Raw genomic sequence first — 17,707 nt, forward strand, 5'->3', positions numbered from 1 at the left:
CATTCGGGCGTCGTGGGCCTCCATACGAACTCAGAGTGATGCCGGGTTACCTAGTTACGCTTCCGTCCCTCGGGACAACTTCGTTCCAGTCGCAACCTCGTCAAACACACCTTGTGGGCGGTACAGACACGAATCGGCTCGCAGGGTAGTTGCAAGCGTCGACCCGAAGGCCCTTGCCAGGGCCCCTGATTAGCGGGAGCGAGGCCATCATGCCTTCGGTTTTTTGCCTCGTCAAACGTTTTGTAGTGCTTTTTTTATAGCACTACATCTTTGGTCTAATACGACTCATCAGTCGGTTTTTGGTGCTTCAGTTCAGGGTGTCGACCTTGACCCGCAGAATCATGTCGTCGCGGCCCTGGGTAGAGTAGCTGCGGGTCAGGCCCTGCTTGTCGGCTTGAGTCTGGCGATTGACGCCGGCCAGGGTGATCCATTCGCCCAGGCGGCCGCTGACGGTAGTGTCGGTACTCTGAACGTTCACTACATCGGGACGTTCCTGGCTCATGCGGTCACGGTTGGTGCTGATGCTGAGATGAACGGTCTCGCCGGTGACGCTCGCCGTGACATAAAAACCCTGGGTGACGTTGCGGTATTCGGTCTGGCTTTGCAGGCGGCCGTAGTTGTCGGTCTGGCTGCTGGTGAAGGGCACGCTCTGACCGACCTGGATCAGCGCCGGCTGGCCTTCGCTGGCTTGCACCTGCTGCACGCCGCCGTCACGGCTGGCGGTGCTGCGGTTGATGATGCGGGTCTGGCTGGGTGCGGCGCCGTTGATCGAGTAACCCTGGTCGCCCTGCAGGTTGTTTTCGTTGGTGTCGACCGTGATCAGCAGGCGCTTGGGCGCAGTGTCCAACTGGGCCAGCAATTGCCGGAGTTCTTCGATCTTGCCCGGCTCGGCGTTGACAATCAGTTGGTTGCCATAGGCGCTGACCTGGCCGTCCTTGCCGATGAAGTTCTGTGCCACCGGCAGCAGGTCGGCGCTGGTGCGGTAGTTCAGTGGCACGATTTGCGTATCGGCCATCACCGACAGGCTGCAGCCTAGCAGCAGGGTGGTGAGCAGGGTGCGTAAGGACATGTCCATTTCTCCGCGAGACAAAGGCTTGATATTGCCAGTTTGTCGGCCTGGGGTGGCGCAAGTTGAATGTTAGACGGCAAAACGCCCCGGCATCGGTGGATGGCGGGGCGTTTTGTGGTGATGATAATGCGTTTGCATGCTGCTTTTGTGGCGAGGGAGCAAGCTCCCTCGCCACAGGGTATTGTGGTGCTGCTCCAGCGGGTTTCAGGCCGAGTGACGGACCATGTCCACATGCGGAATCCCGGCTTCCAGGAACTCCTCGCTGACCACCGCAAACCCCAGCCGCTCATAGAACGGCGTGGCGTGCACCTGGGCGCTGAGCATCTGTTGCTGGAGCCCGCGTTTCTCGGCTTCGGCGATCACGGCGTGCATCAGCGCATCGCCCACCTTCAGGCCACGCCAGTCCTTGAGGACCGAGACACGGCCGATATGGCCGTCGGTCAACAGGCGGGCGGTGCCGATGGGAAAGTCGCCTTCAAACGCCAGAAAATGCACCGCGCTCTGGTCGTCAGCATCCCATTCCAGCTCAGGTGGAACGGACTGCTCGGCAATGAACACGGTCTCACGAATGCGCCGGATCTCGGCGTTATCCTTTTGCCAGTCTGCGACACGAACGTGAATTTTATTCATCAGCGAACCCCAGGCTGCCTTGCTTGACCAGCTCGCAGACCAGGCCGCGACCGTCTTCGTCGGCCAACCACGGACCGAGGTTCTCGATGTGCAGGGCGTCGGCGGCGCAGATCATTTTCAGCAGCTCGCGCAGCTTGCCCGGCAGGTAACGGCTCTGGCCGCTGGCGAACAGCAGCAGGTCGTCATCGACTTCCGACCAGGCCAGGCGCGCACTCGGGTTGCGAATGATCACGGCGCCTTGTTCCAGGCTGGCCAACAGGTCGTCTTCTTCCAGTTCCGGGCCCACCACCAGTTCCGGGTAGCGCGGCTCGGTCATGAACTGGCCGAACCAGGTCAGCAGCAGGCGCTCGTCGCTCATGTGCTCGGCCAACAAGCCCTTGAGGCGGTCGAGGGCATCTTGTTGGATCTGGTGCGGATCGGATACAGGACGTGCGTCGGCGTCAGTGTAGCGTTCTTCGTCCGGCAGGAACTGGCTGAGGAAGTCGGTGAAGTGGGTCAGGACTTCAGCGGCGCTCGGCGCACGGAAACCCACCGAGTAGGTCATGCAGTCGTCCACGGCCACGCCGCAGTGCGCCAGCCGCGGCGGCAGGTAGAGCATGTCGCCCGGTTCCAGGATCCACTCGTCGGTGGCTTCGAATTCAGCAAGGATGCGCAGGTCGGCGTGCTGCAGCAGCGGGCTTTCGGAGTCGCACATCTGGCCGATTTTCCAGTTGCGCTGGCCGTGGCCCTGCAGCAGGAACACGTCGTAGTTATCGAAATGCGGACCCACGCTGCCACCGGGTGCAGCGAAGCTGATCATCACATCGTCGATGCGCCAGCTCGGCAGGAAACGGAAGTTCTCCAGCAGCTCGCTGACTTCCGGTACGAATTGATCGACTGCCTGAACCAGCAGGGTCCACTCGCGCTCCGGCAGCTTGCTGAATTCGTCTTCGGCGAACGGGCCGCGACGCAATTCCCAAGGTCGCTCGCCGTGCTCGATCACCAGGCGCGATTCGACTTCTTCTTCCAAGGCCAGGCCGGCCAGTTCGTCGGCATCGATCGGGTTCTGGAAGTCAGGAATCGCCTGACGGATCAGCAGGGGCTTTTTCTGCCAGTAGTCGCGCAGGAACTCCCGTGCCGTGATGCCGCCCAGGAGTTGCAGAGGAATATCAGGATTCATGTGTAACCTATTGAAAAAATATACTTTTCAGACGCGAATAAAAACGCCCGGCGCGGCCGGGCGTCTCAAAGGTAAAGCGATGTATCAGATGCGCTTGGCTTGTGCCGCCGCGTTGCCGATGTAACTGGCCGGCGTGAGCTTTTTCAGCTCAGCGCGGGCCGAGGCAGGCATGTCCAGGCCATCGATGAAAGTCTGCAACGCTTCAGGGCTGATGCCCTTGCCACGGGTCAGCTCTTTCAGCTTTTCATACGGGTTTTCGATGTTGTAGCGACGCATCACGGTCTGGATCGGCTCGGCCAGGACTTCCCAGCAGGCGTCCAGGTCGGCGGCGATCTTCTGCTCGTTCAGTTCCAGCTTGCTGATGCCCTTGAGGCTGGCTTCGTAGGCAATGACGCTGTGGGCAAAACCCACGCCCAGGTTGCGCAGCACGGTGGAGTCGGTCAGGTCGCGCTGCCAGCGGGAGATCGGCAGTTTGCTCGCCAGGTGCTGGAACAGCGCGTTGGCGATGCCCAGGTTGCCTTCGGAGTTTTCGAAGTCGATCGGGTTGACCTTGTGCGGCATGGTCGAGGAGCCGATTTCGCCGGCGATGGTGCGCTGCTTGAAGTAACCCAGGGAAATGTAGCCCCAGATGTCACGGTCGAAGTCGATCAGGATGGTGTTGAAGCGCGCGATCGCGTCGAACAGCTCGGCGATGTAGTCGTGCGGTTCGATCTGGGTGGTGTAGGGGTTGAAGCTCAGGCCCAGCTCGTCTTCGATGAATGCGCGGGCGTTGGCTTCCCAGTCGATGTCCGGGTAGGCCGACAGGTGGGCGTTGTAGTTGCCCACGGCGCCGTTGATCTTGCCCAGCAGCGGCACGGCGGCCACCTGGGCGATCTGGCGCTCCAGGCGGTAGACCACGTTCGCCAGTTCCTTGCCCAGGGTGGTCGGCGAAGCCGGCTGGCCGTGGGTTCGCGACAGCATCGGCACGTCGGCGAAGCGGATCGCCAGCTCGCGGATGGCCTGGGCGGTCTGGCGCATCAGTGGCAGCATCACCTCGTCACGGCCTTCGCGCAGCATCAGGGCGTGGGACAGGTTGTTGATGTCCTCGCTGGTGCAGGCGAAGTGGATGAACTCGCTGACATTGGCCAGTTCCGGCAGCTTGGCCGCCTGCTCCTTGAGCAGGTATTCGATGGCCTTGACGTCGTGGTTGGTGGTGCGCTCGATCTCTTTGACGCGCTCGGCGTGCTCCAGCACAAAATTCTCTGCCAGGGTGTTCAGCACCGCGTTGGCTTCGGCGGAAAACGCCGGCACTTCGCTGATGGCAGGGTGGGCGGCCAGGCGCTGGAGCCAGCGCACTTCAACCAGGACGCGGGCACGGATCAGGCCGTACTCGCTGAAAATCGGGCGCAGGGCCTGGGTTTTGCCGGCGTAGCGGCCGTCAACAGGGGAAACCGCAGTGAGCGAAGAGAGCTGCATGGGGTGTTCTCGGACAGTCGGGCAACGAAATGGGGCGCGTATCATACATGAAAACAAGCGCCGGTCCGTCGCCAACTGACCGGCGTGTTACGCGTAACGAACTACAAAAAACGGGTTGAGGCGACTTATTCGTTGCGCATCAACGGGTAAAGCTCTTTAAGCAATTTGCGTCGGCTGATCACCAGTTGCCAGCGATGGCCGCCCAGCTGCCGCCACAGCCGTGCCGAACGAATCCCGGCCAGCAACAGGGCGCGGATCTTCGAGGCATTGCTCGGTTGCTGCAGGTTGCGCATGTCGCCATGCACCTGGATACGCTGGCGCAAGGTGCTCAGGGTGTCTTGGTACAGCGCGCCGCAGGCGGCGACGACGTTTTCGTGGGACGGGCCAAAGTGCTCGACCTGGGACTGGATCTGCGGCAAGCGTTTGCCGATGGTTTCCAGCAGGTCGTCGCGCTTGGCCAACTGGCGCTCAAGGCCCAGCATCGACAGGGCATAGCGCAGCGGTTCGCGTTGCAGGGCGCTGGGGTCGCGCTCCAGGGCGCCGACCAGCGCACGATAGCCTTCGCGCAGGTTCAGGTCGTCACCGCCGTAGACCTCCAGGGTGTCCTTGGGGTCGCGAACCAGCAGGCTGCCGAGCATGCAAGCCACGCCCGCTTCGGTGGCTTGGCCGGTCTTGGCGATCCTGTCCACCAGCACGGCGGCGAGAAACACGCCGCCCAATGCCGTCAGTTGTTCCTGGATGGGGCTCATGCCTTGCTGCTCCAGGGCTCTGCGACTTCGATCACGCCGCCGCCCAGGCAGATTTCGCCGTCATAGAACACCACGGACTGGCCGGGGGTGACCGCCCGCTGCGGGTCATCGAAGGTTGCACGGTAGCCCGTGGCGGTTTTTTCCAGGGTGCAGGGCTGGTCGCTCTGGCGGTAGCGAACCTTGGCCGTCAGGCGGCGTGGTTCGCTGAGGTCGATCGGGTTGACCCAATAGATGTCGGAGGCGAGCAGGGCGCGGGAAAACAACCAGGGATGGTCGTTGCCCTGGCCGACGATCAGCTCGTTGTGCTCCAGGTCCTTGACCAGCACGTACCACGGCTCTTCCCCGGCGTCTTTCAGCCCGCCGATGCCCAGGCCCTGGCGCTGGCCGATGGTGTGGTACATCAGGCCATGGTGGCGGCCGATGACGTCGCCTTCGGTCGTCTTGATCTCGCCCGGCTGGGCCGGCAGGTATTGCTTGAGGAAGTCGCTGAAACGGCGCTCACCGATAAAGCAGATCCCGGTGGAGTCTTTCTTCTTGGCGGTGGCGAGCTGGTGTTTTTCGGCGATCGCGCGCACTTCGGGCTTTTCCAGTTCGCCTACGGGGAACAGGGTCTTGGCGATCTGCTCGCCGCCGACGGCATGCAGGAAGTAGCTCTGGTCCTTGTTCGGGTCCAGGCCCTTGAGCAGTTCGGTGCGGCCGTCGATGTCGCGGCGGCGCACGTAGTGGCCGGTGGCGATCAGGTCGGCGCCGAGCATCATGGCGTAGTCGAGGAACGCCTTGAACTTGATTTCGCGGTTGCAGAGAATGTCCGGGTTCGGCGTGCGGCCGGCCTTGTATTCGGCCAGGAAGTGCTCGAACACGTTGTCCCAGTACTCGGCGGCGAAGTTGGCGGTGTGCAGCTTGATGCCGATCTTGTCGCACACGGCCTGTGCGTCCGCCAGGTCGTCCATGGCGGTGCAGTATTCGGTGCCGTCGTCTTCTTCCCAGTTCTTCATGAACAGGCCTTCCACCTCATAACCCTGCTCGATCAGCAGAAGGGCGGAAACGGAAGAGTCCACGCCGCCGGACATGCCGACTATGACGCGTTGCTTAGGTGTGTTCGAAGAGGCTGGATCACGCATAGGAGTTCAATGAGTGTCTTGAAAAAGGACGCGATTCTATCAGGCCCGGGCGCGCAAGGCTAAAGAGAAGGGCGGATCAGTGACAGGCTGTGGCTGTGGCCGGCCAGATAATCGTCAATGCAGCGGATGATCAGCTCGCTGCGCCAGTGCTCGCGTTGTTCGAGCAGTTCGTCGCGGGTCAGCCATTTGGCGCCGAGGATGCCGTCGTCCAGTTGATACTCGGGGCGGTGTTTCAGGGGCTTGGCGGCGAAGCAGACGCGCTGGTAGGTCACGCCGTTGCTCGGGGCGGTGTACAGGTAGATGCCTATCACGCTGGTGGGCTCGACGTCCCAGCCGGTTTCTTCGAGGGTTTCGCGTACGGCGGCTTCGATCAGGGTTTCGTTCGGGTCCAGGTGGCCGGCGGGCTGGTTGAGTACTGCGCGTCCGGCCTTGGATTCTTCTACCATCAGGAAGCGGCCGTTGTCTTCGACGATGGTGGCGACGGTGATGTGGGGTTGCCAGTTCATAAGGCTCTTCTATTTATCAGGTTGGGATGTGGGGGTTTGCAGCTGGCTGGGGTTTTGTTGATTGAGTACATATCCGTTGCTGCGGTCACGGCTGCCTATGGTTCCGCTCTTACAGCGGGTCACTTTCGAAAAGCGCGAAAGTAACCAAAGCGCTTCTGCCCCACCACTCGGTGCCTCGCTTAGGCTCGGCATGCCCTCACTCCGGCATTGCTCCGTGGGCCGCCGCGAAGGGCCATCCATGGCCCAGCGCGGCTAACCCGGCATCCATGCCGGGTTGCCCACTGCGCAATGCCTGCGTTCGGCCATCGTGGTTAACGGGGCGCCTGAGATCAACATCCACCGCGAGGCGGCCTAACAGCCGACCTGGCTCTCCCGGTCGTACACCCGTCAGATCTGTTTGAGCAGGACCTGTGGGAGCAAAGCTTGCTCGCGAGGCGGCCTGACAGCCGGCCTATTTCTCCGACCGTACCCCGATCTTATTGTGGGAGCGAGCTTGCTCGCGATAGCGGTGGGTCAGTCAACATTTGAATTGAATGATGAATTGCAATCGCGAGCAAGCCCACAGGGGTGGGTTCTAAATGCCAGAAACACAAACCCCGGCACTAGGCCGGGGTTCGTGGTGCTTCCTTACAACCTTACACCAGCGCAGCAATCGCCGCGTTGAAGGTGTTGCTCGGGCGCATGGCCTTGCTGGTCAGCTGCGGGTTGGCGAAGTAGTAGCCGCCGATGTCCACGGGCTTACCTTGCACGGCATTGAGTTCGGCAACGATTTTTTCTTCGTTGTCGGTCAATGTCTTGGCCAGGGAAGCGAACTGGGCCTTGAGGGCTGTGTCGTCGTCCTGGGCGGCCAGTGCCTGGGCCCAGAACAGGGTCAGGTAGAAGTGGCTGCCGCGGTTGTCGATGCCGCCGACTTTGCGCGAAGGCGACTTGTTGCGGTCCAGGAACTCACCGGTAGCCTGGTCCAGGGTCTTGGCCAGCACCAGGGCTTTCGGGTTGTTGTAGGTCACGCCCAGATGTTCCAGGGAGGCGGCCAGGGCCAGGAACTCGCCCAGGGAATCCCAGCGCAGGAAGTTCTCTTCCAGCAGTTGCTGCACGTGCTTGGGTGCCGAACCGCCGGCGCCGGTTTCGAACAGGCCACCGCCATTCATCAGCGGCACGATCGACAGCATCTTGGCGCTGGTGCCCAGTTCCATGATCGGGAACAGGTCGGTCAGGTAGTCACGCAGTACGTTGCCGGTCACCGAGATGGTGTCCTTGCCTTCGCGGGTGCGGGCCAAGGTGAACTTCATCGCGTCGACCGGCGACATGATGCGGATGTCCAGGCCAGCAGTGTCGTAGTCCTTCAGGTAAGCCTGGACTTTCTCGATCACGACGCCGTCATGGGCGCGCATCGGGTCCAGCCAGAAGATTGCTGGGGTGCTGCTGGCGCGGGCGCGGTTGACGGCCAGTTTGACCCAGTCCTGGATCGGCGCGTCCTTGGTCTGGCACATGCGGAAGATGTCGCCAGCTTCGACGCGCTGCTCCAGCAGGGTGCGACCGTTGCTGTCCGAAACACGCACCACGCCGTCGACCTTGATCTGGAAGGTCTTGTCGTGGGAGCCGTACTCTTCGGCTTTCTTGGCCATCAGGCCAACGTTCGGCACGCTGCCCATGGTGGTTGGGTCGAAGGCGCCGTGTTGCTTGCAGTCTTCGATCACCGCCTGGTAGATGGTGGCGTAGCAGCGATCCGGGATCACGGCCTTGGTGTCGTGCAGCTGGCCGTCGGTGCCCCACATCTTGCCGGAGTCACGGATCATGGCCGGCATCGAGGCGTCGACGATGACGTCGCTCGGCACGTGCAGGTTGGTGATGCCTTTGTCGGAGTTGACCATCGCCAGGGATGGGCGCGCTGCGTAGACCGCCTGGATGTCGGCTTCGATCTGCGCCTGCTGCTCGGCCGGCAGGGCCTTGATGCGGGCGTACAGGTCGCCGATGCCGTTGTTCAGGTTGAAGCCGATCTGCTCCAGCACTTGGGCGTGCTTGGCCAGGGCGTCTTTATAGAACTCGGCAACGATCTGGCCGAACATGATCGGGTCGGAGACCTTCATCATGGTGGCCTTGAGGTGAACCGACAGCAGGACGCCTTTTTGCTTGGCGTCTTCGATTTCAGCGGCGATGAAGTCGCGCAGGGCGTTTTTGCTCATCACGGCGCAGTCGAGGATCTCACCGGCTTGTACGGTGGTTTTTTCCTTCAGGACAGTGGCAGTGCCGTCCTGGGCGATCAGCTCGATTTTCACGCTGCCGGCGGCGTCGATCAGGGCGGCTTTTTCGCTGCCGTAGAAATCGCCGCTGCTCATGTGGGCCACGTGGGACTTGGAGTCGGCTGCCCAGGCGCCCATCTTGTGCGGGTGCTTGCGGGCGTAATTCTTGACCGACAGCGGCGCGCGACGGTCGGAGTTGCCTTCGCGCAGGACCGGGTTCACGGCGCTGCCCTTGATCTTGTCGTAGCGGGCACGAGCGTCTTTTTCGGCGTCGCTGGTCACGGTTTCCGGGTAGTCCGGCAGTGCGTAGCCCTGGGCCTGCAATTCCTTGATCGCGGCCTGCAGTTGCGGCACCGAGGCGCTGATGTTCGGCAGCTTGATGATGTTGGCTTCAGGCGTAACGGCCAGGTCGCCCAGTTCGGCGAGGTGGTCGGCTACGGCTTTGTCACCCAGTTGCTCGGGGAAGCTGGCCAGGATGCGCCCTGCGAGGGAGATATCGCGGGTTTCCACGGCGATATCGGCCGAAGCGGTGAAGGCTTCGACGATCGGCAGCAGCGAGTAGGTGGCGAGGGCGGGCGCTTCGTCGGTGAAGGTATAGATGATCTTCGAGCGGGTGGGCATATTCGGATTAACTCTCTTCTTTGCTAAAGCATGCGCAGAAACTCGAGGGGCGCCGGGTAAGCGCGTTCGTTCAAAGTCTTCCGTGAACCGAATGTCGAGGTTTCTTCGCGGTGATGTTGGGTGCATCAGTCGAGCGTCAAGCGGTTGGGCCGCGGTAACGGTCCGGCTTTAAAACTGGCGGAAAGTCGTGTGATAGAGCGCTCAGCCAGCGTGACCCTGTGGTCAGCGGCGGCATTATACATAGGTAGCTGGCAATCTGCCGATGGTTCATAGACTTCCGTACACGTCCATTGGTCTAAACGTCGCAGTACCGAAGGAGCAGGCTATGCTCATGTTTGGCGCTTTTCCCTTGGTTTTCAGGATTGTACATCGCGAACTGCAACGCTTTACCCCGGATGAGCCTAACGTAGGGTTTGCGCGCCGATTCAAGTGGGGTACGCTCGAACGCAGCCAGATGTTCAATCCAAGCAACGGAGTTCAGCATGGGGTATCAAAAGATTCAGGTTCCAGCCGTCGGTGACAAAATCACCGTCAATGCAGACCATTCTCTTAATGTTCCCGACAACCCGATCATCCCCTTCATCGAAGGCGACGGCATTGGCGTCGATATCAGTCCGGTCATGATCAAGGTTGTGGACGCTGCGGTTCAGAAGGCCTATGGCGGCAAGCGCAAGATTTCCTGGATGGAAGTCTACGCCGGTGAGAAAGCGACTCAGGTCTACGACCAGGACACCTGGCTGCCCCAGGAAACCCTGGATGCGGTCAAGGATTACGTGGTGTCCATCAAGGGCCCGCTGACCACGCCGGTGGGCGGTGGTATCCGTTCGCTGAACGTGGCCCTGCGCCAGCAACTCGACCTGTACGTGTGCCTGCGTCCGGTGCGCTGGTTCGAAGGCGTGCCAAGCCCGGTCAAGAAGCCTGGCGAAGTGGACATGACCATCTTTCGCGAGAACTCCGAGGACATCTACGCTGGCATCGAGTGGAAGGCCGGTTCGGCTGAAGCCACCAAGGTCATCAAGTTCCTGAAAGAAGAAATGGGTGTGACCAAGATCCGTTTCGACGAGGACTGCGGCATCGGTATCAAGCCGGTTTCCAAGCAAGGCACCCAGCGCCTGGCTCGCAAGGCCCTGCAATATGTGGTCGACAACGACCGCGATTCGCTGACCATCGTGCATAAAGGCAACATCATGAAGTTCACCGAAGGTGCCTTCAAGGAATGGGCCTACGAAGTGGCGGCCGAGGAGTTCGGTGCGACCCTGCTCGACGGCGGCCCGTGGATGCAGTTCAAGAACCCCAGGACCGGCAAGAATGTCATCGTCAAGGACGCCATCGCCGATGCGATGTTGCAGCAGATCCTGCTGCGTCCGGCCGAATATGACGTGATCGCTACCCTGAACCTGAACGGTGACTACCTGTCCGACGCCCTGGCGGCGGAAGTGGGCGGTATCGGTATTGCGCCGGGCGCCAACCTGTCCGACACCGTGGCGATGTTCGAAGCCACCCACGGTACCGCGCCCAAGTATGCCGGCAAGGACCAGGTCAACCCGGGCTCGCTGATCCTGTCGGCGGAAATGATGCTGCGTCACATGGGTTGGACCGAAGCGGCCGACCTGATCATCAAGGGCACCAACGGCGCGATTTCGGCCAAGACCGTGACCTATGACTTCGAACGCCTGATGGAGGGCGCCAAGCTGGTGTCGTCCTCGGGCTTCGGTGATGCCCTGATCTCGCACATGTAAGCGGATCGGCGCTCAGCGCGAATGCCCGGCTCGAGTGATCGAGCCGGGCATTTTCATTTGTCCGGTGCGGCGGCCTGTCAATGGGTCTCGGTGATCCTGGCCTGGACAGGAGGGGCGGGCGTTTCTTCGACGGTGACGGCCCTGATGTTGACCGCGTGCAAGCCCTTGGGGCCCTGGATGACGTCGAACGTCACAGGTTGTCCGGCCTTCAGGGTTTTATAGCCTTCCATGTTGATGGCCGAGTAATGGGCGAAAAGGTCTTCATCATCCCTGCCGGCCGCGATAATGAAACCATAGCCCTTGGCGTTGTTGAACCATTTCACCTTGCCATTCATCTTGACGACCGACATAACCCATTTCCCTCTGCAACGCACTCCATCACTGGAGTATCATCCAGTCCATCCGCAGGCTAATCTTGAAGTAAGGATAGATTCCACGGACCTTTTTAACCCACGATGGGCTCTATTGGTTGTAACACCGTTTTGCCGATAGTCAAGGTGGCCGGGTGGTCGTGGTTGAAATCGCCCACAAGCGCCCCCATCACTGTATTCGCCAACTAAACGAACCTTTCTTTCCATGCATGCAGTCAGCCAGATTCGACTAACATTCAATCAGGATCGCCCGGATCTACACGACGACGATTCCGCAGGCATTGCTGTTCAGGAGGCAAAGCCTGCATTACAGGCGCCACCGATGTACAAGGTGGTTTTGTTCAACGATGACTACACACCGATGGATTTCGTCGTCGAAGTGCTCGAGGTGTTTTTTAACCTGAATCGCGAGCTGGCGACCAAGGTCATGCTGGCCGTCCATACAGAGGGACGGGCAGTATGTGGAGTGTTTACCCGCGACATCGCCGAGACGAAGGCCATGCAGGTCAACCAGTACGCCCGGGAAAGCCAGCATCCGCTACTCTGTGAAATCGAGAAGGACGGTTAACGCCGACCACTTGGGTATGAGGTGAAGCTATGTTAAACCGCGAGCTCGAAGTCACCCTCAATCTTGCCTTCAAGGAGGCTCGTTCGAAGCGTCATGAATTCATGACCGTCGAACACCTGCTGCTGGCCCTATTGGATAACGAGGCTGCCGCCACCGTTTTGCGTGCCTGCGGCGCGAACCTCGATAAACTCAAGCATGATCTGCAGGAGTTCATCGACTCCACCACGCCACTGATCCCCGTTCATGACGAGGATCGCGAAACCCAGCCAACCCTGGGCTTCCAGCGTGTCCTGCAGCGTGCTGTCTTCCATGTACAGAGCTCGGGCAAGCGTGAAGTCACCGGCGCCAACGTGCTGGTTGCCATCTTCAGCGAGCAGGAAAGCCAGGCGGTGTTCCTGCTCAAGCAGCAGAGCGTTGCGCGTATCGATGTCGTCAACTACATCGCCCATGGCATCTCCAAGGTGCCGGGGCATGGCGATCATTCCGAGGGTGAGCAGGATATGCAGGACGACGAGGGCGGTGAGTCTTCTTCTTCAGGCAACCCATTGGATGCCTATGCCAGCAACCTGAACGAACTGGCACGCCAGGGGCGCATTGACCCACTGGTTGGGCGCGAGGCGGAAGTCGAGCGTGTTGCCCAGATCCTGGCTCGGCGTCGCAAGAACAACCCGTTGCTGGTGGGCGAGGCGGGCGTGGGCAAGACCGCAATCGCCGAAGGCCTGGCCAAGCGTATCGTCGACAACCAGGTGCCGGACCTGCTGGCCAACAGCGTGGTGTATTCCCTCGACCTGGGCGCCTTGCTGGCCGGTACCAAGTACCGCGGCGATTTCGAGAAACGCTTCAAGGCGTTGCTCGGCGAGTTGAAAAAACGTCCGCAAGCGATCCTGTTCATCGACGAAATCCACACCATTATCGGTGCCGGGGCGGCGTCGGGCGGGGTCATGGATGCGTCGAACCTGCTCAAGCCGTTGCTGTCGTCGGGTGATATCCGTTGCATCGGTTCGACCACGTTCCAGGAATTCCGCGGGATCTTCGAGAAAGACCGTGCCCTGGCCCGGCGTTTCCAGAAGGTCGATGTGTCGGAGCCTTCGGTGGAAGACACCATTAGCATCCTGCGCGGCCTGAAAGGGCGTTTCGAGCTGCACCACAACATCGAGTACAGCGATGAAGCCCTGCGCGCGGCGGCTGAGCTGGCCTCGCGCTACATCAACGATCGGCACATGCCGGACAAGGCCATCGACGTCATCGACGAGGCGGGTGCCTACCAGCGCCTGCAACCGGTGGAGAAACGCGTCAAGCGCATCGAAGTGCCTCAGGTCGAGGACATCGTGGCGAAAATCGCGCGGATTCCGCCGAAACACGTCACCAGTTCCGACAAGGAGCTGCTGCGTAACCTGGAGCGTGACCTGAAGCTGACGGTGTTCGGCCAGGATGCGGCCATCGACTCGCTGTCGACCGCCATCAAGCTGTCCCGCGCCGGTCTCAAGTCGCCGGACAAGCCAGTGGGTTCGTTCCTGTTCGCAGGTCCCACCGGTGTCGGCAAGACCGAGGCCGCGCGGCAACTGGCCAAGGCAATGGGTATCGAGCTGGTTCGCTTCGACATGTCCGAGTACATGGAGCGCCACACCGTATCGCGTCTGATCGGTGCGCCTCCGGGCTATGTCGGTTTCGACCAGGGCGGCCTGCTGACCGAAGCCATCACCAAGCAGCCACACTGCGTATTGTTGCTCGACGAAATCGAGAAGGCGCATCCGGAAGTCTTCAACCTGCTTCTGCAGGTCATGGACCACGGTACGCTCACCGATAACAACGGGCGCAAGGCGGACTTCCGCAACGTGATCATCATCATGACCACGAACGCCGGTGCCGAAACCGCGGCTCGTGCTTCGATCGGTTTCACCCATCAGGACCACTCGTCCGATGCGATGGAAGTGATCAAGAAGAGCTTCACGCCTGAATTCCGCAACCGCCTGGACACCATTATCCAGTTTGGTCGCCTCAGTCATGAAGTCATCAAGAGCGTGGTGGACAAGTTCCTTACCGAACTTCAGGCGCAGCTCGAAGACAAGCGTGTGTTGCTGGAAGTTACCGATGCGGCTCGCAGTTGGCTGGCCGAAGGTGGTTACGACGTGACGATGGGCGCGCGGCCGATGGCTCGCTTGATCCAGGACAAGATCAAGCGTCCGCTGGCCGAGGAGATCCTCTTTGGCGAACTGGCCGAACATGGCGGTGTGGTGCACATCGACATCAAGGACGGCGAACTGACCTTCGACTTCGAAACCACGGCCGAAATGGCCTGACCGTTAGTCGCAACAAAGCAAAAGGCGCCGAAAGGCGCCTTTTTGCTATCCCAGCCCCACACCAATCCCTTGTGGGAGCGAGCTTGCTCGCGATGGCGGTGGCACATTCAACATTCATGCAAGCTGACCCGCCGCTTTCGCGAGCAAGCTCGCTCCCACAGTTGTCTTGGGCAAGGCGCAAGATTGAGTCTCACCGCCAATTCCCTGTGGGAACCAAGCTTGCTCGCGAAAGCGGCGGCCCATTTGGCACTTATGCAAGCTGACCCACCGCTATCGCGAGCAAGCTTGGCTCCCACAAACAAAAACGCCCGGCATCAGCCGGGCGTTTTGTATTGACTTGTTAGCGAGCGCGGTAAGTGATGCGCCCTTTGCTCAAGTCATAGGGCGTCAGCTCGACGCGCACTTTGTCACCGGTAAGAATACGAATGTAGTTCTTGCGCATCTTGCCGGAGATATGCGCGGTTACGACGTGCCCATTTTCCAACTCCACACGAAACATGGTGTTGGGCAGGGTGTCGACGACAGTGCCTTCCATTTCGAAGCTGTCTTCTTTCGACATGCAGTAAAGCCCTCGGTATCCAGTGAATGGCCCGGTGCAACTGCGCCAGGCAAAAGCGGCGTGCATTGTGCCCGAAAAAGGGGGGTCAAGCCAAGGGGTTCTAGCTTTATAAGCCGAAGGTTCTAACTCAGGACAACCCACCGCTGGTTAATCAGCAGTTCAATGGGGCGATATTGGGTCTTGTAGTTCATTTTCTTGCAGTTCTTGATCCAGTAGCCCAGGTACACCGCTTCCAGTCCCAGGCGCCGGGCTTCGTTGATTTGCCAGAGGATGGCAAACCGCCCCAGGCTGCGCCGTTCCTCGTCCGGCTCATAGAAGGTGTACACCGCCGAAAGCCCGTTGGGCAGCAAGTCTGTGACGGCAATGGCCATCAGTCGCCCTTCGAGGCGGAACTCGTAGAAGCGAGAAAACGGCAGGTCACGCACCAGGAAGGTCGAGAACTGATCCCGACTGGGCGGGTACATGTCGCCATCGGCATGGCGTTGTTCGATGTAGCGCTGGTACAGGTCGAAATATTCTTCGGTGAACTGCGGCTTGGCTGGGCGGACCTGAAGGTCGGCGTTGCGCTTGAAAATGCGCTTCTGCTGACGATTAGGCAAAAATTGCGCCACAGGGATGCGCGCTGGGACGCAGGCGTTGCAATGCTGGCAATGGGGCCGGTAGAGGTGATCGCCACTACGACGAAAGCCCATTTCCGACAGGTCTGCGTAGACATGCACATCCATGGGCTGGCTAGGGTCGAGGAACAGCGTCGTGGCCTGCTCCTCCGGCAGATAGCTGCAAGAGTGGGGCTGAGTGGCATAGAACTTCAAGCGCGCCAACTCGGTCATGATCAACCCTCGGATAAGCTTTTAAATTTAAGTGTAAGCCAACAGCGCAAATGTCGCTCAGCAAACCCAGGTCGCATGGTTGGGTTGATCCAGATGGGCCTTGAGATAGCCAGCAAACTCAGTCCGTGGAATCGAGCGGGCGCCCAGGCTGTGCAGATGCTCGGTGGGCATCTGGCAGTCGATCAGCACGAAACCGGCAGCCTTGAGGTGTTGGACCAGCTTCGCAAAGCCAAATTTCGACGCATTGTCGGCCCGGCTGAACATGGACTCGCCAAAAAACAGCTGGCCCATGGCCAAGCCGTACAAGCCGCCCACCAACGTCCCTTGGTCCCATACTTCCACCGAATGGGCGAAACCGCGGCGGTGCAGTTCCAGATAAGCGGTCTGCATGGCGTCGGTGATCCAAGTGCCTTCGGCATAGTCCCGCGGCGCGGCGCAGGCCTGGATGACCGCGGCAAAATCCCGGTCGAACGTCACTTCATAGCGCTGCTTGCGCAGCAGTTTGCCCAAGCTGCGGGATATGTGCAGTTCGTCGGGAAACAGCACCGTGCGCGGGTCCGGCGACCACCAGAGAATCGGCTGCCCCTCGGAAAACCATGGGAAGCATCCGTGGCGATAGGCCTGGACCAGCCTGTCGGCGGACAGATCGCCCCCAGCGGCCAATAACCCGTTGGGGTCGCGCATGGCTTTTGCCAGTGGCGGGAACTCGAAGGTGTCGCGTTGTAACCAGGTCAGCATGGAGATCCGGCTTAAGTAGAAGGGGAGGGCGGCAGGTGGCGGGCCTCGCCCATCAGCGAGCGCCCGCCGGGAAGGTTAACCGTCAAACGGCCGGGATGTCATCGAGATACTTCTCGGCGTCGAGTGCGGCCATGCAGCCGGCGCCGGCGGAGGTAATCGCCTGGCGATAGACATGGTCGGCCACATCGCCGGCGGCAAATACACCTTCGATATCGGTCGCGGTGGCGTTGCCTTCGCTGCCGCCACGCACGAGCAGGTAGCCATCACGCATCTTCAACTGGCCCTGGAACAGCTCGGTATTGGGTTTATGGCCGATGGCGATGAACACACCGGCCAGGGACAGGGTGCTGGTTTCGCCGGTCTCGCTGTGGCGCAGGCGCGCGCCAGTCACGCCGCTGGCGTCGCCCAGGACTTCATCCAGGTTCTGGTTCCAGTGCAGTTTGATATTGCCGCTGGCGGCCTTTTCGAAGAGTTTGTCCTGCAGGATCTTCTCTGAACGCAGCTTGTCGCGACGGTGGATCAGGTGCACTTCCCTGGCGATGTTCGACAGGTACAGGGCTTCCTCGACCGCGGTATTGCCGCCGCCGACCACCGCCACAACCTGGTTGCGATAGAAAAAGCCATCGCAGGTCGCACACGCGGAAACCCCTTTGCCGGCAAAGCTTTCTTCCGAAGGCAGCCCCAGGTACTGGGCGGAGGCGCCGGTGGCAATGATCAGCGCATCACAGGTGTAGGTGCCGCTGTCGCCGATCAATTCGAACGGGCGCTGCTGCAACTTGGCGGTGTGGACATGGTCGTAGACGATCTGCGTGTCGAAACGCTCGGCGTGCCGTTGCATGCGCTCCATCAGCACCGGACCGGTCAGGCCTTCGACATCGCCGGGCCAGTTATCGACTTCCACCGTGGTGGTGAGCTGGCCACCGGCCTGCAGGCCGGTAATGACAACGGGTTTGAGGTTGGCGCGGGCGGCATAGACGGCAGCGCTGTACCCCGCAGGGCCGGAACCGAGAATGATCAGGCGTGAATGCTTCACTTCGCTCATAAAAAACACC

At 60.6% G+C, this 17,707-nt stretch carries 16 protein-coding genes; 3 read left to right on the forward strand and 13 right to left on the reverse strand.

Annotation, left to right across the window (positions count from 1 at the left end):
- Nucleotides 1-307 precede the first annotated feature (307 nt).
- The 8 genes from LQ215_RS05885 to LQ215_RS05920 form a co-directional block, all read right to left on the reverse strand.
- The gene (locus LQ215_RS05885) at nucleotides 308-1,069 is read right to left on the reverse strand and encodes a secretin N-terminal domain-containing protein (protein ID WP_230147888.1); all 762 of its coding nucleotides are present in this window, start codon (nucleotides 1,067-1,069) and stop codon (nucleotides 308-310) included.
- Nucleotides 1,070-1,273: 204 nt separating this feature from the next.
- On the reverse strand, nucleotides 1,274-1,699 hold the full coding sequence (locus LQ215_RS05890) for a GNAT family N-acetyltransferase (RefSeq protein WP_018609216.1): 426 nt from the start codon (nucleotides 1,697-1,699) through the stop codon (nucleotides 1,274-1,276).
- A complete protein-coding gene (locus LQ215_RS05895) occupies nucleotides 1,692-2,858 on the reverse strand; it encodes a cupin domain-containing protein (protein WP_230147896.1) in 1,167 nt (388 codons plus the stop codon). The genes LQ215_RS05890 and LQ215_RS05895 overlap by 8 nt, the downstream gene beginning before the upstream one ends.
- Before the next feature lie 84 nt (nucleotides 2,859-2,942).
- Entirely contained in the window at nucleotides 2,943-4,313 is a 1,371-nt protein-coding gene (gene purB, locus LQ215_RS05900; RefSeq protein WP_230147898.1) for an adenylosuccinate lyase, read from the reverse strand.
- Nucleotides 4,314-4,438: 125 nt separating this feature from the next.
- Nucleotides 4,439-5,062: a high frequency lysogenization protein HflD gene (hflD, locus tag LQ215_RS05905; protein WP_230147904.1), complete on the reverse strand. Its 624-nt coding sequence runs from the start codon at nucleotides 5,060-5,062 to the stop codon at nucleotides 4,439-4,441.
- Nucleotides 5,059-6,183, reverse strand: a complete 1,125-nt coding sequence (gene mnmA / locus LQ215_RS05910; RefSeq protein WP_230147906.1) for a tRNA 2-thiouridine(34) synthase MnmA — start codon at nucleotides 6,181-6,183, stop codon at nucleotides 5,059-5,061. The genes hflD and mnmA overlap by 4 nt, the downstream gene beginning before the upstream one ends.
- Before the next feature lie 59 nt (nucleotides 6,184-6,242).
- Nucleotides 6,243-6,689, reverse strand: coding sequence for an NUDIX hydrolase (locus tag LQ215_RS05915; protein ID WP_230147908.1), 447 nt, complete (start codon nucleotides 6,687-6,689; stop codon nucleotides 6,243-6,245).
- A 635-nt stretch (nucleotides 6,690-7,324) separates the two neighbouring features.
- Entirely contained in the window at nucleotides 7,325-9,550 is a 2,226-nt protein-coding gene (locus LQ215_RS05920) for an NADP-dependent isocitrate dehydrogenase (RefSeq protein ID WP_230147915.1), read from the reverse strand.
- 482 nt (nucleotides 9,551-10,032) lie between these two features.
- On the opposite strand from LQ215_RS05920, the gene icd reads away from it, so the two are divergent.
- Nucleotides 10,033-11,289: an NADP-dependent isocitrate dehydrogenase gene (gene icd / locus LQ215_RS05925; RefSeq protein ID WP_230147921.1), complete on the forward strand. Its 1,257-nt coding sequence runs from the start codon at nucleotides 10,033-10,035 to the stop codon at nucleotides 11,287-11,289.
- Between the two features lie 77 nt (nucleotides 11,290-11,366).
- On the opposite strand, the gene LQ215_RS05930 is transcribed toward icd, so the two are convergent.
- Complete coding sequence (locus LQ215_RS05930; RefSeq protein ID WP_290369093.1) at nucleotides 11,367-11,639, reverse strand: cold shock domain-containing protein; 273 nt, start codon at nucleotides 11,637-11,639, stop codon at nucleotides 11,367-11,369.
- Nucleotides 11,640-11,865: 226 nt separating this feature from the next.
- Between LQ215_RS05930 and clpS the strand changes: the two genes are divergently transcribed.
- Nucleotides 11,866-12,228 carry an ATP-dependent Clp protease adapter ClpS gene (gene clpS / locus LQ215_RS05935; RefSeq protein ID WP_003180089.1) on the forward strand — a complete coding sequence of 121 codons (363 nt, stop codon included), beginning with the start codon at nucleotides 11,866-11,868 and terminating at the stop codon, nucleotides 12,226-12,228.
- A 29-nt stretch (nucleotides 12,229-12,257) separates the two neighbouring features.
- Entirely contained in the window at nucleotides 12,258-14,528 is a 2,271-nt protein-coding gene (clpA, locus tag LQ215_RS05940; protein ID WP_230147923.1) for an ATP-dependent Clp protease ATP-binding subunit ClpA, read from the forward strand.
- Between the two features lie 340 nt (nucleotides 14,529-14,868).
- Here the strand turns inward: clpA and infA are convergent, their stop codons facing one another.
- From infA to trxB, 4 genes are all read right to left on the reverse strand, one after another.
- On the reverse strand, nucleotides 14,869-15,087 hold the full coding sequence (gene infA, locus LQ215_RS05945) for a translation initiation factor IF-1 (protein WP_002553999.1): 219 nt from the start codon (nucleotides 15,085-15,087) through the stop codon (nucleotides 14,869-14,871).
- Between the two features lie 122 nt (nucleotides 15,088-15,209).
- Nucleotides 15,210-15,917, reverse strand: coding sequence for an arginyltransferase (locus tag LQ215_RS05950; RefSeq protein WP_230147925.1), 708 nt, complete (start codon nucleotides 15,915-15,917; stop codon nucleotides 15,210-15,212).
- Between the two features lie 57 nt (nucleotides 15,918-15,974).
- On the reverse strand, nucleotides 15,975-16,655 hold the full coding sequence (gene aat / locus LQ215_RS05955; protein WP_230147926.1) for a leucyl/phenylalanyl-tRNA--protein transferase: 681 nt from the start codon (nucleotides 16,653-16,655) through the stop codon (nucleotides 15,975-15,977).
- Nucleotides 16,656-16,737: 82 nt separating this feature from the next.
- Nucleotides 16,738-17,697, reverse strand: coding sequence for a thioredoxin-disulfide reductase (gene trxB, locus LQ215_RS05960; RefSeq protein ID WP_046064961.1), 960 nt, complete (start codon nucleotides 17,695-17,697; stop codon nucleotides 16,738-16,740).
- Between the last annotated feature and the right edge of the window lie 10 nt (nucleotides 17,698-17,707).

The organism is Pseudomonas brassicacearum (assembly GCF_918698105.1).
Taxonomy (GTDB): Bacteria; Pseudomonadota; Gammaproteobacteria; order Pseudomonadales; family Pseudomonadaceae; genus Aquipseudomonas; species Aquipseudomonas brassicacearum_F.